The following is a 17,273-nucleotide window of genomic DNA, read 5'->3' on the forward strand; positions in this document are numbered from 1 at the left end:
CGTTCAGCTTCTTGTTCGGTGGAAGAAACGGTTCAGTCCGCGGGCGGGCGCGGCCTGATCGCCCGCATGGGCCTGGTGGTGGGTGGTGATCAGCAAGGTGGCGAGCTTGTCCACGGCCTGCACATAGGGCTCCCGCTGCAGGCGGCTGGGCAGCAGCTGGCCCTGGTTGACGGCCTGGGCCAGCTCCCGGCGGCGCTCGGGGATGGTGGCCAGCAGCGGCAGCTGCAGCTGCCTGGCGATCTGCTGGGCCTCCAGTTCGAGCTGGCTGTCGTGCCGGCTGACGATGAGGTGCATGCGTTCGCGCTCGATCTTTTGCTCGTCCAGCTGCCGCAGCAGTTCGGTGGTGGAGACCACGCTGGCCACGCTCTGGTCGCAGACCACCCAGACCTGGCTGGCGCGCAGCGCCACGCGCATGGCCAGGTGGGTGGGGACGACGGCGCCCAGGTCGGCAATCACGTGGCGGAAGTACTGGCGCAGGCGCAGCAGCAGGGCATCGACGTCGGCATACGAGACATCGCGCAGGCGGCTGGACTGGCGCGGCAGCGTGAGCATGCGCAGGCCGCTTTCGTGGCGTGACAGGCCGGTGGAGGCCAGGCGCCGGTCGAAGCGGCGCAGGTTGTTGACGGCCTCGATGAAGTCGAAGTCGCTTTGCGTTCCCATGTACAGGGAGCAGTCGCCGCTGGGATTGCCCAGGTCGATGAGCAGGCCGTCCAGCGTTTCGTTGCTGATTTCGCTGGCGCTGATTTCCTTGCCCTCGATCCGGCCGTGCAGGCGCTTTTGCAGATACCAGGCCAGGTGCGAGACCAGCAGGCTGCTGCCCAGGCCCGCGCGTGCGGACAGGATGGCCGTCAGCGGCGCGCTGGGCGCGCTGGACTGCGGTGCCGGCATGCGCTTGATCAGCTCGCGCACGGTCTGCAGCGCGGTCTGCACGGGCGCGTCCACGTCCAGGAAATCCTGCACGCCGGCACGCAGGGCGGCCAGCATGCACTGCGGGTACTTGGTGCGGCCCACGGCCACGCAGGGCAGGTGGGGGTGGGAGATGTGCAGTTGGGAGGCCAGATGGGCGGCCTCGTCGGTGGACAGCGGGTCGAAATGCACAAAGATGGCATGCGGCATGAAGCGCTGTACCTGCTCCGTGATGTTGTCCTGGAAGCGCGCCACGTGCAGCCGTGTGCCGTCCAGCATGCGCTGCATCCAGGACTGGGCCAGCGCGCTTTCGGGCGTGCCGGCATGGATGAACAGCAGCTCCATCTCCAGCACATCGTCGAGCGGCTGTGGCGGCTGGCGCAGCGCGGCAGTCGATGCAGCGGCGGACGCCGCTGCGGCATGGGGCGGCGCCATCCTGTCCGGTGGCGCCTTGTCCAGCAGCGCCTTGTCCAGCAGCGCTTTTTCCTGGGCCATCGCGTCGGTGGCGGGCTGCAGCTTGCCGGCCAGCGAGGTCGAGGAACGCAGACCCAGCAATGTCTCCAGCGAGGTGGGTGAGCCGATGGCCGGCGAGCCTGTGGCGTCCACAGGCGAATCGGTTGCGGTGGGCTTGCTTGTCATGTCGTCAGTACGAGAAACCGGGTACGGCGGTGTCTTGGTTCATTCCGCCGGCGAGGTAGGGCAGCCAGACCTTGCCGGCGTTGCGCTGCTCGGAGCGCGCGCCCGGCAGCAGGGCTTCGAGGTTGGTGCTGGCGGGCAGCGGGTGGACCAGGCGCGGGGTGACGATGATCACCAGCTCGGTCTCTTCCTGCGTGTAGTTGAGGTTCTTGAAGAACGTGCCCAGGATGGGCAGGTCGCCCAGCACGGGCACCTTGCTGACGTTGGAGGTGGTGGCGCGGCTGACCAGCCCGCCGATGACGAAGCTCTCGCCATCGGCCAGCTCCACCGAGGTGTCCGCGCGGCGCGTGCGGATGGCGGGCACGGTGACGCCGCTGATGGTCACGCCGCTGTTGAAGTCCAGGTCGCTGGCCTCGGGCGAGACCTTCAGGGCGATGCGCTCGTCCGACAGGATGGTGGGCGTCAGCTGCAGCTTGATGCCGAATTCCTTGTACTGGATGGCAATGTTGCCGTCGCGCGCAGGCACGGGAATCGGCAGCTCGCCGCCGGCCAGGAAGCTGGCGTTCTGGCCGGTCTGTGCCAGCAGGGTCGGCCGGGCCAGCACGCGGGCCATGCCGTTGCCCTCGAGGATGCTCAGCTGCGTGACGATGCCGGCGCCACTGAAGGCCTTGCCGAAGGTCATCACCAGGCTCATGGCGCTGGCAATGGCCGAGGAGGTGTTGTTGGACACGCTGCCCGATCCCGTGTTGCCCGAGCCCGTACCGCCCGACCCGGTATTGCCCGTTCCCGTGCCCGTGCCGTTGGTATTGGTGCTGATGCTGCCGACCACGCCGGGGCTGAAGCTGCCGAAGCTGAAGCCCTGGTTGTTGCGCCCGCCGCTGTAGATATTGACGCCTACGCGCTTCATGGCGGATTTCTTGAACTCCACCACCTGCACGTCCACCTGCACGGTGTTGCTCCTGACATCGATCTGCGCGTTGTCCACCAGCGGCGTCTGGGCGGGCGCGCCCAGGCGCAGTTCGGCCACGGCCTGGGCATGCTCGGGGACCGAGGCCAGCCGCTTTTCCAGCAGCAGGTGCTGGCCTCTGACCTGAACCTCCCAGCGCTGGGGAACGCCGCCCTTGCGGGGCCACACCACCAAGCTGGTGCTGCCCTGGGCCTTGGGCGTGAGCAGCAGCTCGGTTCCGCCGGAGCCGGAGCCGGAGCCGGCACTGGCGCCGGAGCCCGGCGTGGCGCGCAGCAGTTTCACATCCAGCACATTGGGGTCGCCCACGGCGATGCGGACCGGGGCGTCGGCCAGCGCCATCAGGTGCTGGCGCCCGGCCACCAGCTGCAGGGATTCGCCAGGAAGCATGTCGCCGGCACCAGGGTTGGCCATGCCCTGGCCGGCAGCGGTGTCCGCTGGGGCAGACACCGCTGGCGTCAAGGCCAGCAAGGCCAGCAAGGCCATGCTGCCGCACAGCGTCCAGACCGCCCTCTGCAGCGGCGTGGCCCCGGCCGTCGAGATGTTCTTGCACTTCATGGCATCTCCCTCTTGTTGTGTGTTGTCAGTAGTTCACCATCTGCACGGCCGCTCCGTTGTGCAGCTCCACCGTGCGTTCGCGCGGGGCCCGCTGCGGCTGCGGCCGCACGGCGGGCGCGAGGGCCGTCATGGGCTGCGCGGCCGGCTTGCGGATGTTCCTGGCGTCGGCGCCGGTGGCCAGGTCCTGCATGCGCAGGCCGGCGAAGGCGCGGTCTGCACCCTCCAGCGTCTGGTCCTTCCTGAGGCGGCCGGCCACCGGCTGCAGCGCGCCGGGCAGGGCGGCGAAGAGCTTGGGATCGGGCACGGACAGGTCGTCGGGGTTGCGCAGGGCCAGGGTGAGCTGGCCGAATTTCTCGGCCAGCGTGAGGCGCTCCACATCGTCCAGCGGCACGGCCAGCACGGCCGATTGCACGTTCTCCGGGCGCTGGCCTGCCTGATCGCCGGCGCTGGCGCGGCGCAGCGGCGAGCCTGACGACTCCTTGTCCTGCTGTGCCTGGCGCTGGGCCGCCGACAGGGGCGGGCGCTCGACGCTGCCGGCGCCATAGGCCAGCACGCGGCTGCGCGCCAGCAGCAGCCGGGTCTGCGCGTCCACGGGCGCCTGGTCGGACTTGCCGTCCAGCGTGAAGTAGACATCCACAAAATCACCGGGGCGCACATGGTGGCCTGCGGCCATCTGCTCCCGGATGGCAATCGCAACGGCCCGCTGGCCCGGCTCCAGTTGCAGCGCCAGGCCGCTGAGCAGTTGCTGCTCGAACAGCGGGGTGCCCGGTGTGAGCGGCATCAGCGTGGTGCGGCCCAGCACGTCGTCGGTTGCGGCAAAGCTGCCCGGCACGGGGGCAGGCAGCTGGGCCAGCTTCACATCGTCGCTGCCGATGCGCTGGCCTGCGGCAATGGCCTGGGCCACGACCACGACGGCGTGCAGCTGGGCCGGTTCGGGGGCCGGCTGCGACGAGGCCGCGGGGGCGGGGGCAGCCACGGGGCGTGCGGGCTGGCTGCCCAGCATCCAGGCAAGGCCCGCAAGCACGATGGCAAGCCCAACCAGCAGTCCGGCAAGAATCTTGGTGAGGTTCATGGCTGGGACTCCTGGTGCAAGTGCGTTGCGACGGTGTTCAGGGCCGGGGGCTGCCCTGGCGCTTTCCTGCCATGGCGGAGAAGCTCCTCCAGGGCAGGAAAGCGTCCAGGCAGCGCACGGCCATGGCGTGTGGCGGAGCCGGTCCATGGACGGCGTGGAGGCAGGCAGGTGACAGGCATGGGCATCTCCGGTTCAGACAAGTGGCTGGCTGTGGCGCCAGGCCAGGGCGATGGCCGCAATGGCCATGTAGCCGGCATAGGGGATGGAGCGCTGGGGCTGGCGCGGTCCATCGGTGGCGCCTGCGGGCCGGGGCGTCGCGCCAAGGGGCGCCAGGCGGGCAGTCCAGGACAGGGCCGCGCTGGACAGGGGCAGCCGTGCCTGCAGCCACAGCCCGGTGGGGCTGTCCCGAAGGTGGCGCAGCGACAGAACCAGTACACCGTGCAGGCCGGCCAGCAGGCTGCCGCCGGTCCAGATCAGCAGCAGGTCGAAGCCCCACCCGAACCACAGTCCCGCGACCGCGCCGAACTTGACGTCGCCCGCTCCCATCCAGCGCAGTGCATAGAAAGGAAGCAGTACGGCAAACCCCGCCAGCATGCCGGCCAGCGCGTTCCAGGCCGAGACCTGGAACGGCTGGGCCCCACTGGCCAGTGCGCCAGCGCCTGTGGCCAGGCCGAGCAGCACCATCCAGTTGCGCACGCGGCGGATGCGCAGATCCATGGCCGCAATCGTTGCGAGCCATGTGATGCAGACGCATAGCCATAGCGAGGTCGGCTCCATCTTCAGGGCGCAAGACCTGTGAGCTTGGTGGCCAACCGGTTGAACAGTCCGTTCAGATCGGTGCCCAGCGCGGTGGCGCCCACGACGATGCCCACGGCAATCAGCCCGGCAATCAGTCCGTACTCGATGGCGGTGGCGCCTTCCTCGTCTTTCCAGAAGTTCTTGATCGTTTCGGTCATGTCATGGTCCTTTCGGTTTGCAAGTTGCCTCGGGGCCGGTGGCCGGCATGGCGATCGCGCATCGGGCCGCCCCCTTGCGGGCCCACTCGGATCGCGCCGGAGCCGGCGCTCAGGGCGTGAAGCCGGTGAGCTTGGTGGCGATCCGTGTGAACAGGCCGTTCAGATTGGTGCCCAGCGCAGTGGCGCCCACCACGATCCCCACGGCGATGAGGCCGGCGATCAAGCCGTACTCGATGGCGGTGGCGCCTTCCTCGTCTTTCCAGAAGTTCTTGATGATGTCGGTCATGGCATCGTCCTTTCGGTTGCAAAAGCCCATCGTTGTCGATGGCAGCGGCTGGCGATGGGCCCAAGCCGGCCGCTGCACGGGAACCCCTGCTTCCCACTTCACCACTGCTGTCGCGCGGCGGTGGTTTGAAAAGCGTCTGAAATGGGGCGCAACTGCTGCTCAAGGCGCAGCTGGATTCGTTGGGGCATGGCGCTGGCGGACAGGGTGGCCACGGCAGCGTCCATGAGGTCGGGGCGGGTGCGCGAGGGGGCCTGGCCGGGAGCCATGCCGGGCACCGTGCCGGGCGAGGGGTCCGGCGTGCCGCCACCTGCTGGAATGGGTTTTTGCGTGCTGAACAGCGCGTTCAGCCATTGGTCGGGCGGGTCCTGCGGCAGCAGGCGGCCGGTGGTGCGCGCCAGGCGCAGTTCGTTGATGCGCTGGTCGTAGATGGCGTCGGCCTCGTCCAGCAGCAGGCGCTGCATGTCCAGCTGGGCGTCCAGCACCTGGGCCAGGCTGCCGCGGCCGACTTCGAGCAGGCGCCGGCGGCCCTCGAAGGCGGCGCGCGCCTCGCGCACGGCGTCGGCCAGCTGGCTTTCGCGCTGGCGGCCGGACTGGGTGCGGCCCCAGGCGGCGGAGGCGGTCTCGCGCACCTGGCGGCGCACGGTTTCCTGTTGCGCTTCCTGGGCCTGCAGTTCGTTGATGGCCTTGAGGATGCGGTCGCGCAGCTCGAAGCCGTTGCCGAAGTTCCAGCTCAGCTCCACGCCGTAGCGCGTGCCCTCGGCATAGAGCACGCCGCTGGGGTCGCGCGTGTGGGCCACCACGGCGGCCAGGGTGGGAAAGCGCTGGGATTTGCTGCGGTCGACTTCGGCGCGGGCCTTCTCGATCTGCTGCTGCATTTCCTGCAGCTCGGGGCTGACGGCTTCGGACGCCTGCAGGGCCGAGTCTTCGCTGGCCGGCATCCATTGCTCGGGCACATTGAGCTGGGGCAGCCAGCCGGCCTGGGGCGTGAAGCCGAAGTAGCGCGTGAAGCGGGCCAGCGCATCCATGCGCTGCGACTCCAGCGCATGCTGCTGGGCCAGGGCGCCGGCCTGGCGCGAGGCGGCCTGGCGCAGGTCGTTGCGGCCCACGGCGCCCAGTTCGGCGCGGCGCTCCTCGATGCGCGCGAGCTGGCCGATGATGCGTGCCGACTCGGCCGCCACGCGCGCCTTGTCCTCGAAGCGGTGCAGCTCCAGCAGGGCGGTCAGTGCCTCCAGCAGCACGTTCTGGCGCGTGCCGTAGAGCACGCTGCCCTGGGCCGCCTCCTGCGATTCGGCCGAGCGGATGCCCGCGCCGATGGCTCCGCCATCGAGCAGGGCCATGCGCACTTCGGCATTGACGGCGGTGTACGACTCGCGGCCCCGGCGGAGCTTGGCATCGCCCGTGTTGGTGCCCACCTTGAAGGTGGGCCAGCGCGCGCCGCGCGCGGTGTTCACGTCATGCCCGGCCGATTCCAGCGCGGCGCGCGCCTTGCGCACGTCGGGGTATTCGTCGAGCAGGGCGTAGAGGGCATCGAGCAGGCGGCGCTGCCCGCTGTCGCTGGCCAGGGTGCCGGGCGTGAGCTGCTGGGCCAGGCGCAGGACCACGGCGTCGGGTACCGGGACGGATGCGGGTTCGGGTGAAGGTGCGTGAGCGTGAGCGTGAGCGGAGTCCGCCGTGCCCGCCGCAGCCGTGGTGGCCAGGTCCGGTTCCTCGGCCGCCATGGGCGCGGCCTCAGCCTGCAGCGCCTGCAGGGCCGATACGCAGCAGGCAGCGGCCAGCAGCTGGCGCAGCCGGGCGTGCCAGCCTGTGGTGGGAGTGGACGGGCGGCCTTGCATCAGGGCTCCCGGAAGGCTTCGCTCTGGATGCGCAGCACGGGCCGCAGCAAGTACCAGATAAAGGGTTCGTGGCCCAGCAACAGGTCGAGCTCGGCCTGCATGCCGGTGGTGATGCGGTTGTCGGTGCGGCCCACCCAGGGCTGCTCCAGGCTGGCCTGGATGCGGAAGTACGAGGGCGAGTCGGCCAGGTTGGGGTCGCGGTCGGCATCGGCGGCCACCAGGGTGACCTGGCCGGGCACCGAGCCGTAGCGCAGGAAATCGTAGGCCGAGATCTTCACCCGGGTGGGCTGGCCGGTGCGCACGTAGCCACGGTCGGCGGGGCTCAGGCGTGCTTCGACGATGACCTCGTCCTTGTCGGGCACGACTTCGAGGATGGGCTCGCCGGGCTTGACCACCCAGCCTGCACCCGAGCTGCGCAGTCCCTTGACGAAGCCGCTGGTGGGCGCCAGCACGGCGGTGCGCGTGCGCTGGGTCCGGGCGCGCACCAGGTCTTCGTTGAGGCTGGCCAGCTCGCGTTCGGTCTGGGCCAGTTCGTCGGAGGCGCGGCGGCGGAAGGCGCCCTGGGTCTCCTGCAGCTTGGCCTGGGCCTGCTCGATCTTGGCGCGGTTGCTGAACAGCGTCTGGCGCGATGCCGCCAGCTCGGCGCGGACCTGCTCCAGCGCCCGCTGCTTGTCCAGCACTTCCAGCTGGCCGATCAACTGTTCGGCGGCGAGCTGCCCGGCAATGGAGGCTTCCTGCTGGTGCAGGCGCAGATTGGTCTCCAGCCCCTCGATGCGGGCCTGGACCTGGGCGACGTCGCCGCGTGCCTGCTGCAGCTGGGCCTGGGCCGCGGCAATGCTGCCCTGGTGTTCCAGCGCGCGGGCCGAGAAGGCGCCCAGCTCGGCCTGGACCACCTGCGGGTCCAGGTCGGCCGGGAAACTGGTGCGCTGCAGCGGCCTGCCCTGGCTTTCCGCGCCCAGCCGTACCTTGACCGCCTGGGCCGTGGCCATGCGCGCCGTGAGCTGTTCGAGGTTGAGGCTGTTGCCGCCCAGGTCGATCTCCAGCAGGGGCTGGCCCTGGGTCACGGCCTGGCCTTCGCGCACATGGACGGCGGTGACGATGCCGCCTTCCAGATGCTGCACGGTCTGCACGCGGTCGGAGGGGATGACCTGGCCGCTGGCCACCACCACGTTCTCCACGGGATAGAACAGGCCGGTGATCACCAGCGCGGTGACCGGGATGGCGAGCAGCCACTTGCCGCGCGCCAGGCCTGCCCAGCGCGATACGGGGGGCGTTGCGGGTGGCGTTGCGCCAGATGCATCCGCGCCGGCCCCGGCCGGCCCGGCCTCGAGCGGGCGGGATGGCTGGTGCGACTGGCGCAGCACCAGGGGCAGATCGTCGTAGCGGCCGGCTCTCATGAGGCAAGCTCCGGCGCCACGGCGGGCTGGTCGGGGTGCGGGGCCTTGTCGGCGGGTGCGGGGGCCGCTGCGGGCACGGCGGCCTCGCGTGCCGTGCCGAACAGCTGGGGCAGCAGTTGCTGGGGCGAGCCATGCTCGATGCCGCCATCGCCGCGCACATGGTAGAGGTGCTGGGCCATGGAGGCCACGCGCAGCGAGTGCGTGACGACGATGACCGTGTGCTTGAGCGCAATCTGCCGCAGTGTCTGCAGCAGGGCGGTTTCGCTCTCGAAATCCAGGTCGTTGCTGGGCTCGTCCAGGATCAGCACGGAGGGGTTGCGCAGGAACAGCTGGGCCAGGGCCAGCTTGCGCAGCTCGCCCGCCGACAGGCCCGCGCCGCCTTCGCCCAGCACCGTCTGGTAGCCCTGGGGCAGGCGGCTGATGAAGCCATGCGCGCCCGAGATCTGGCAGGCGGTGACGATCTTGTGGTCGTCGGCATCGGGATTGACCATGCGCAGCCCGTCCACGATGGGGCCGCTGAACCAGTACACCTGCTGGGCCAGGCAGCCTATCCAGCGGCCCAGCTCGGCGCGCGGGAACTGGGCCATGTCGTATTCATCGATGAAGATGCGGCCCTGCGTGGGCTGGTAGAGCCCTGCCAGCAGCTTGGCCAGGGTGGACTTGCCGGCGCCGTTGCGCCCCACGATGGCGTGCAGCCCGCCGGGGCCGATCTCCAGCGACGCCTGCTCCAGCGCCACATGGCCGCCCGGGTAGTGGAAGCTGGCCTGGTCCAGGCGCAGCCGGCCCTGGGGACGCGGCAGGTCCACGGTCTCGGCCGTGATTTCGACGGGCTCCTCCAGCACGGACTGCAGGCGGCGTGCGGCCTCGTTGGCCTGGGCCAGCGAGCGCCAGTTGCTGGCCAGCTGCGAGATGGGGCCCAGCGCCTTGCCCGACAGCAGGTTCACGGCCATCAGGCTGCCGATGCTCATCCACTGCGCATTGATGGCAATGGCACCCACGGTGATCACCGCGATGGAGAACAGCGTCAGCAGCACGGTGCTGGCTTCGCGCGCGTTTTCCATCTCGCCGTTCTTGCCGAAGCTCTCGGCCAGCCAGCGGTCATAGCCGTTTTGCCAGTTCTGGCGCGCGGCGGCGTCGTAGCCCAGCACCTTCAGCGTGGCGCGGGCGTTGCAGACTTCGGCCGTGCCCCGGTCCAGCATGCGGGCCTGGGCGATTTCCTCCACGCGGCCGCTGCGCACCTCGTCGGCCCACCACCATGCCAGCACGCCCATGATGAGCATGGCCACCAGGATCACCGGCAGCACGGGCCAGGCAATGATGCCGATGACCACCAGGGCCAGCAGGGCCATGGGCAGGTCCAGCAGCGAGGTCGCCAGGCCCCCGGACATGCCCGAGCGCATGGCGCTCACGTCGCGGAACAGCTGCAGCCACTGGCTGGAAGAGCGCTGCTCCAGCGCGGCCAGCGGGTGGCGCAGCATGGAATGCATCAGCGCCTGGGAGACATCGCGGTCGATCATGGCGCCGGCTTCGCGCAGGGCGCGGGCGCGCCGGCGGCGCAGCCACCATTCCAGGCCCAGGAAGCACAGCACGCCGGCCACCATGGCCGTGAGCGTGGCCGTGCCGCCGCGTGCAATGACGCGGTTGTAGACCTGCAGCAGGAAGATGGATGGCAACAGGCCCAGCACACTGATGGGCAGGGACAGCCACGCGGCACGGCGCAGCTGGTGAGCGGCCCGGTCGAAGGACTCGGCGATGGCAGTTGCAAAAGCCCCCACCGTCTCCGTTCCCGACGGCATCGCCGTGGCCTTGGCCAACTGGCGGGGAAGAAGGTATCGGATCATGTTCTGATGGGCTTAGTAAACGTCTTTACAAAATGTAAAGGCGCTCGTTTCCCAAATACTGTAGCGAGTTATATACAGTCCTCTATAAGTTTTATTCAATCAATAATGCATGTTCATTTGATTTTGATGTGGATCAAAGCGGATGGCGGGGCTGGATGCTATTAGGTGGGCCCCGTGTCCACTGAAACTGTCTCGTATGGCATCTGCGGCCAGGGCCAGATTGGTAGTGGCGCGGCCTGCCAACAAAACCGTGTCGCCTTTATGGGTTGTGCGAAGAAGTGAACAGATCAATTGATTGAGATCGTCATACCAATTGACGTGCAGAAGATCTGCCAGGGCCGCCGCCAGCTGCCGCAGCGGCTCGCCGTACAGCAGCACGCGCCGGGCCTGGGCCGCGCGCACCAGCGGCTCCAGCGCCAGCTGTGCAGTGTCCATGCTGACCTGGCCCGGCTGTATGCCGGCCAGCACGATCAGCCTGCGGCTGACATGGGGGGCGTGCTCCTGCAGCTGGGAAAAAGCAGCATGCATGGACAGTAAGTGGTTGCTCAGGCTGTGGTCCAGCAGGCAGATCCCACTGGGCAGCAGCTGCGGCTGGCCGGCGCCGATCAGCGGCCGCCAGTGCGCGAGCGAGGCCTGGACCTGGGCAGGCGCATAGCCCAGCGCATGCATGGCGGCCAGCGCGGCCTGAGCATTGCGGGCCATGTGGTGGCCATCCGATTGCAGGGAAATCCCGAGGCGCCGGTTGTCTATGCTTATTTGCAGATTTCCATTGTGAAACCCCATTTCACGGACCTGCGCATTGGAATGCGGACCGAAGGTGATGAGACGCATTCCCATGCGTTGGGCATTCTCAATAATGCACGGGTTTTCACCTATGTCTTGTTCGATCACCAATGCACTGCCTTTGTGCATGTGCTGCATGGCTTCCACGACTTCCTGCAGCGCCTCGTATTTGCGGCAGGCGGACAGACCGGCCGGTCCGCACTGCTCGGAATCACCAGTACTGGGGATGTCATTAATTGAAAGATTAGTAATAACCAGAATGTCCGGATCAATCAGCGGCAGATCTCCACGCAGTGCCTGCAATGGCAGCTCCAGCAGGGCGCAGGGCGCTGCCTCGCTCCAGTTGATCATCTGCAGCGCCGTGCCCTGGGACAGCAGGGCGTCGCCCCGTGCATCGCCGCCGTCCTGCAGGCATTGGCGCAGCATGCCCAGGGTGGATGTCTTGCCCACGCAGCCGCTGACCGCGATCACGGGCGCCTGGATGCGGCGCCGGGCGGCCTGCGCCAGGCTGCGCAACCCTTCCTGTATGTCGGGCACATGCAGCACGGGCACGCCATGGTGCAGCAGGCCCTGCGGGCTGCTGCTGATCAGGGCCGAGGCCCGCAGCGTGGGCAGCGCGGCGGCCTGCACGCCCAGGGCCATGCCGGCACGCCGCACCAGCACGGCGGCGCCGGGCTGATGGTGCAGGCGGCTGGCGTCCAGCCCCGCGCAGCAGGTGCCGGCACCTCTGCCTTGCGCTGACGGGGCATCCAGCCAGCGTCCGTTCATCAGCTCGGCCAGTGCAGGGCCTTCCCAGGACATGGACGGGTACAGGGTCCCGGCCGCGGGCGAGAAAGCCGGCCGGCCCGCGGCCTCGCCGTCGCGCGCCCCCGGCAAGCAGGCCCTGGCAGGGCTGCCGTCCGCATCCGGGCCATTGCCGGCCTGCGCAGGCACGGCCTCGCCTTCGCCTTCGCCTTCGGTTTCGTGCTCCGGTTCGGTTTCGGCCACTGCGTGGCTGGCAGCCGAGCGCAGTGCCTGGGCCAGCGCGTCCAGCAGCTCCAGGCCGGCCAGGCTGGATGCCAGCAGCCAGGCGATTTCGCGCGGGGACTGCAGCACCTGGCGCAGGCTGGCGTCGGCAAAGGCGGCATGGCGGCGCCGGGCGGGCGGCAGGTACAGCGCCTGTTCCGGCCAGATGGCGCGCTGGGCCAGGGCCTGCAGATGGCGCTGCAGGCCGATTTGCCACTGGCGCAGCAGGTCCGTGGGCTGTGGCTCCAGGCCAGCGTCGAGCTGCAGGCTTTCGACCAGTGCAATGCCTATCCAGCGAGCGCAGGGGTCGTCGGCCTGCCCGCCAGGGCGGTCATCGGGGCTGCCGGGCATGCGCAGCAGCGGCGGCAGCGCGGCCTGCAGGAAGGCGGCGGGCAGGACGGCCGTCTCGGGCAGGGCGCTGCGCGCCGCACGCAGCGTGGGGCTGTCGCTGGTGGGCGGGCGGGAGCTGGCATAGGCATGCATGGCCAGTTCGGCCCAGCTCAGCAGGGGCTGGCCGCTGCGGGATGCATCGGCGTGGGCAGCAGCCTCGGCCTTGGTGGCGCTGGCCGACGCGGCCGCGGTGGACAGCAGGCTTTCCGCCAGCGGGTCCATCAGCGCCGGAATGCGGGCGCGGGCCTGGCTGTCGGCCCCCGGCCCCAGCACAAAACTGTTGCGCAGGTGGCGGGCCAGCACCAGCATGGCCAGCGCGCCGGACAGGCAGTCGCCGGGCAGCGGCTGCAGCCGCTGCTCCACGTGGCCCATGGCCAGCGCAATGGCCTGCGCCAGTGCGGCGCTGCCCGCATGGCGCTGGGCCTGCAGCAGGGCGTAGGTCACGCCCAGGTGGTCGCACACGTCTTCGCAACCGGGCCAGCTCCCTTCCTTGCCCTGTTGCGCCAGCAGCTGCTGGACCGCGGCGTGCACGGGCACGAGGTGTGGCCACAGGCGCTGCTGCGGCGGGTCGGTTCGCGGCACGGCCAAGGCGGGATGCTCACCGCTGATGTACATGCCGCGCAGGTGCAGCAGCAGGCAGGGGGGATGCAGGGGGCGTGGGAGGGGGGGCTCATCGTCGGGTGCGCCGGCAGCCCCACCCTGGGGCGGATCGGGCAGCAAGGGGTGCAGCAACTGCGCGCGCTCCAGGCTGGCATCGGCCAGGGCAAGGGAGCGCAGGGGCATCTCGGTCCAGGCACGGCAATCGGGCAGGGGACTGTCCGCCTCCAGGGGTGTGATGTCCTGGACCCAGTCGATGCGCAGATCGACCTCATCGCGCTTGCGGGCCCAGGCCCACTGGCGCACGCGGGTCGCCCCCTCGCGCCAGGCGGCCTCCAGCGTGGTGGCGCGTACATGGAAGACGGAGGCGGCCTTGTTCTCGGCCGCCACCGTGAAGAAAAGAATGCAGCCGGGGTAGGGCTCGGGCAGCAACACCATGTGCCGTGCCAGGTACTCCAGGCCATTTGCCAATTGCTGCGACAACATGCTCTCGGCCTCGGTCAAGGTCAGTGGGAGGCTGCGCTTCCCGTGGGGACGGGACGCCGGGCTGCGGTGCGCTGACCGCGTACGGATCTGTTCTTTCATGGCGGCCCGGCGGCAGGCGAGTGCGGAGCGCGGCGGCTCAGCGGTAGTCGAATTCCACGCGCCGGTTGCGCTGGTGGGCGTCTTCGCTCGTGCCTTCGTCGGCCAGCCGCTCCTTGCCGTAGCTGACGGACTCCACGCGGGCCGGATTCACGCCCAGCAGCTGCAGGCTGTTGCGCACCGCGTCGGCACGTTTTTGGCCGAGCGCCAGGTTGTATTCGATGCCGCCGCGCCTGTCCGTATGGCCGCGCAGCATCACCGAGCGGCCGGGATTGCTGCGCAGCCACTGCGCATGGCTTTCCACGATGGCCCGGTCGCTGCTGCGGATGGTGTAGGCGTCAAAGTCGAAGTAGACGATGTGGGCGACATTGGCGGGACCGCGCTGGTCGGCCTGGCTCGTGGCCACCACGGGTGCGACGCCGGAGCTGGCCGGCGCAGGCGCCGGGGCCTTGCCGAAGGCGTAGTGGTGTTCGGAACGCTGCGTGCTGGTGGTGGCGGTGGAACCGCAGGCGGCCAGGCCTGCGGCCAGCAGCACGATGGTGCACAGCCTGAGAGTGTGTGACATGGAAAATCTCCTGGGACGTGCGCCGCCACCGCGAGGCGGCGGCGCAGGGAAGGAATGCGGCGCCCGCAGGCGCCGCTGCAGCTCACAGCAGGGCGTTGTGGTGCAACTGCTGCGTCAACACGCTGGCTGCTGCATCGGCCGTGCTGCTGGCATGGCTGCTGATGGAGGTGGCAATCGGATCCAGCTCGGCCGCAGAGGCCGTTGCCGCTTGAGAAGTGCCGCCCAGAAGGCCTCCGAGCAGTCCGCCACCGGACGATCCCCCCAGCAGCCCGCCCAGCAGGCCGCCGCCACTGCTGCCGCCACCCAGCAGTCCGCTGACGATGCCGTTGTCGCCGACGACCGTGTTGACCACACCGCTGACGATGCCGTTGTCGCCGGCCACGGTGTCGAGCACGCCGCTGACGATGCCGTTGTCGCCGGCCACCGTGTCCAGCACGCCGCTGACGACGCCGTTGTCACCGGCCACGGTCTCCAGCAGGCCGCCGACCAGGCCGGTGTCGCCCGTGAGGCCACCCAGCAGGCCACCGTCGCCGCCGAGCAGGCCGCCAACGATGCCGTTGTCGCCGGCCACGGTCTCCAGCAGGCCGCCGACCAGGCCGGTGTCGCCCGTGAGGCCGCCCAGCAGGCCACCGTCGCCGCCGAGCAGGCCGCCAACGACGCCGTTGTCACAGGCCACGGTCTCCAGCAGGCCGCCGACCAGGCCGGTGCCGCCCGTGAGGCCACCCAGCAGGCCACCGTCGCCGCCGAGCAGGCCGCCAACGATGCCGTTGTCGCCGGCCACGGTCTCCAGCAGGCCGCCGACCAGGCCGGTGTCGCCCGTGAGGCCGCTCAGCAGGCCACCGTCGCCGCCGACCACGCCGCCAACCACGCCGCCCAGTAGGCCGTCGCCTCCCGTCAGACCGGCCAGCACGCCGTTGACGGTGCCGATCACCGGCTGCAGTGCCTGGCCCGGGACCTGCGTGAGGCCGTTGGCCAGGTCCGTCACCACACCCAGCGGACCGCCGTTGACCTGGGTCACGCCTTCCACCAGACCCGTGACCACGGACAGGGCGCCGGTGCCGGGGTCGATCAGCGCATCCAGTACCTGGCCCACAGGCGCTCCGGCCGTGCCGCCGAGCAGGTCGCCAACGGTGTTCTGCACCGTGGTGACAAGGCCGTCGCCGCTGCCTGTGCCGCCGCCCGGAACCAGGCCGCCCAGCAGGCCGCCGACCAGGCCGTCTTCGCCAAGCACGCCACCCAGCAGGCCGCCGTCACCGCCGAGCAGGCCGCCGACCAGGCCGTCGTCGCCAAGGACGCCACCCAGCAGGCCACTGTCACCGCCCAGCAGGCCGCTGACCAGCTCGCCGATGCCGCCTTCACCCAGGCCGCTGCCCAGGCCGGCAATCAGGCCGTTGAGGGTTCCGATCACGGGCTGCAGTGCCTGGCCATCGACCTGGGTCAGGCCATTGACCAGTTCGGTCAGCACGCCCAGGGGGCCGCCGTCCACGCTGGTCAGGCCTTCCAGCAGGCCGGTGACGACCGAGGCCGTTCCATCGGTGGGATTGGCCAGCGCGTCCAGCAGTTGGCCCACAGGGGCTGCGACGGTGCCGCCGAGCAGGCCGTCCACCACGTCCTGGACCGTGGTGACCAGGCCGTCACCGCTGCCGCCTCCCGTGCCGCCCGGGATCAGGCCGCCCAGCAGGCCGTCGACCAGTTCACCGATGCCGCCTTCACCCAGGCCGCTGCCCAGGCCGGCAATCAGGCCGTTGAGGGTGCCGATCACCGGCTGCAGGGCCTGGCCGTCCACCTGGGTCAGGCCGTTGACCAGTTCGGTCAGCACGCCCAGGGGGCCGCCTTCCACGCTGGTCAGGCCTTCCAGCAGGCCGGTGACGACCGAGGCCGTTCCATCGGTGGGATTGGCCAGCGCGTCCAGCAGTTGGCCCACAGGGGCTGCGACGGTGCCGCCGAGCAGGCCGTCCACCACGTCCTGGACCGTGGTGACCAGGCCTTCTCCCGTGCCGCCACCCGTGCCGCCGCCGGGCACCAATCCACCCAGCAGGCTGCCGACCAGTCCGCCGAGCCCATCTTCGCCCAGGCCGTTGCCCAGGCCGGCAATCAGCTCGTTGAGCGTGCCGATCACCGGGGCCAGGCCTTCGCCGTCCACCTGGGTGAGGCCGTTGACCAGTTCGGTCAGCACACCCAGGGGGCCGCCCTCGACATTGGTCAGGTTCTCCAGCGCGCCGGTCACGGTGGACAGCAGTCCGTCCGTGGGGTTGGCCAGGGCATCCAGCAACTGGCCCACAGGCGCTGCCACCGTGCCGCCCAGCAGGCCGTCCACGACGTCCTGCACGGACGTGACCACCCCGCTGTCAGGCGTGCCGGGCGGGTTGCCCGTTCCGCCGCCCACCAGGCCGCCCAGCAGGCCACCCACGCCGGCGAGCAGGCCGCCCAGCGCACCGTCTTCGTCGAGCAGGCCGCCGAGCACGTTGTCCACTACCGTGCCGATGGAGCCGCCGGAGCCCGCTTCATCCAGGCCCTTGAGCAGCTCATTGAGCGTGCTGATCAGGGGCTCCAGGCCCTGGTTCTGGATGTTGACCAGGCCGTCCACCAGCTCGGTGAGCACGCCCAGCGGCCCGCCATTGGTGCTGGTCAGGCTCTCCAGCAGGCCTGTCACCCCGGACAGCGTGCCGCTGCCGGGATTGACCAGCGTATCGATCAGGTTGCCCACCGGGCCGGCGACCGTGCCACCGGACAGCGCACCCACCACGTCCTGCACGGAGGTGATCAGGCCGTGGCCGTCCGTGGGATCCGTCGGATTGGTGGGGTCCGTGGGATTGGTCGGATTGGTCGGGTTCGTCGGGTCCGTGGGATTGGTGGGGTTGGTCGGGTTGGTGGGATCCGTGGGGTTGGTCGGATTGGTGGGG

At 69.9% G+C, this 17,273-nt stretch carries 11 protein-coding genes and 1 pseudogene; all 12 read right to left on the minus strand.

The features are described from left to right. Positions 1-3 precede the first annotated feature (3 nt). Positions 4-1,545: a P-loop NTPase family protein gene (locus HFGMBDPB_RS28975; RefSeq protein WP_016450675.1), complete on the minus strand. Its 1,542-nt coding sequence runs from the start codon at positions 1,543-1,545 to the stop codon at positions 4-6. Between the two features lie 4 nt (positions 1,546-1,549). Beyond that, positions 1,550-3,064 (minus strand): type II and III secretion system protein family protein, encoded by a 1,515-nt coding sequence (locus HFGMBDPB_RS28980; protein WP_212646765.1) that lies wholly within the window; start codon positions 3,062-3,064, stop codon positions 1,550-1,552. Between the two features lie 25 nt (positions 3,065-3,089). After that, positions 3,090-4,136, minus strand: a complete 1,047-nt coding sequence (gene cpaB, locus HFGMBDPB_RS28985; RefSeq protein ID WP_212646766.1) for a Flp pilus assembly protein CpaB — start codon at positions 4,134-4,136, stop codon at positions 3,090-3,092. A 192-nt stretch (positions 4,137-4,328) separates the two neighbouring features. After that, positions 4,329-4,913: an A24 family peptidase gene (locus tag HFGMBDPB_RS28990; RefSeq protein ID WP_080649882.1), complete on the minus strand. Its 585-nt coding sequence runs from the start codon at positions 4,911-4,913 to the stop codon at positions 4,329-4,331. A gap of 2 nt (positions 4,914-4,915) precedes the next feature. Continuing rightward, positions 4,916-5,092: a Flp family type IVb pilin gene (locus HFGMBDPB_RS28995; RefSeq protein ID WP_016454539.1), complete on the minus strand. Its 177-nt coding sequence runs from the start codon at positions 5,090-5,092 to the stop codon at positions 4,916-4,918. A 109-nt stretch (positions 5,093-5,201) separates the two neighbouring features. After that, entirely contained in the window at positions 5,202-5,378 is a 177-nt protein-coding gene (locus HFGMBDPB_RS29000) for a Flp family type IVb pilin (protein ID WP_016450680.1), read from the minus strand. Between the two features lie 98 nt (positions 5,379-5,476). Then, positions 5,477-7,210 carry a TolC family protein gene (locus HFGMBDPB_RS29005; RefSeq protein WP_212646767.1) on the minus strand — a complete coding sequence of 578 codons (1,734 nt, stop codon included), beginning with the start codon at positions 7,208-7,210 and terminating at the stop codon, positions 5,477-5,479. Beyond that, positions 7,210-8,607, minus strand: coding sequence for an HlyD family type I secretion periplasmic adaptor subunit (locus tag HFGMBDPB_RS29010; protein ID WP_016450682.1), 1,398 nt, complete (start codon positions 8,605-8,607; stop codon positions 7,210-7,212). The genes HFGMBDPB_RS29005 and HFGMBDPB_RS29010 overlap by 1 nt, the downstream gene beginning before the upstream one ends. Further along, positions 8,604-10,448 carry a peptidase domain-containing ABC transporter gene (locus tag HFGMBDPB_RS29015; protein WP_016450683.1) on the minus strand — a complete coding sequence of 615 codons (1,845 nt, stop codon included), beginning with the start codon at positions 10,446-10,448 and terminating at the stop codon, positions 8,604-8,606. The genes HFGMBDPB_RS29010 and HFGMBDPB_RS29015 overlap by 4 nt, the downstream gene beginning before the upstream one ends. Positions 10,449-10,547: 99 nt before the next feature. Beyond that, the gene (locus tag HFGMBDPB_RS29020; RefSeq protein ID WP_212646768.1) at positions 10,548-13,709 is read right to left on the minus strand and encodes a UDP-N-acetylmuramoyl-tripeptide--D-alanyl-D-alanine ligase; all 3,162 of its coding nucleotides are present in this window, start codon (positions 13,707-13,709) and stop codon (positions 10,548-10,550) included. Between the two features lie 136 nt (positions 13,710-13,845). Next, entirely contained in the window at positions 13,846-14,370 is a 525-nt protein-coding gene (locus HFGMBDPB_RS29025) for an OmpA family protein (RefSeq protein WP_016450685.1), read from the minus strand. Positions 14,371-14,452: 82 nt separating this feature from the next. Beyond that, a pseudogene (locus tag HFGMBDPB_RS29030) lies at positions 14,453-17,273 on the minus strand (hypothetical protein); the annotation flags it as partial.

This window comes from Delftia sp. PE138 (assembly GCF_018320755.1).
GTDB lineage: Bacteria > Pseudomonadota > Gammaproteobacteria > Burkholderiales > Burkholderiaceae_C > Comamonas > Comamonas tsuruhatensis.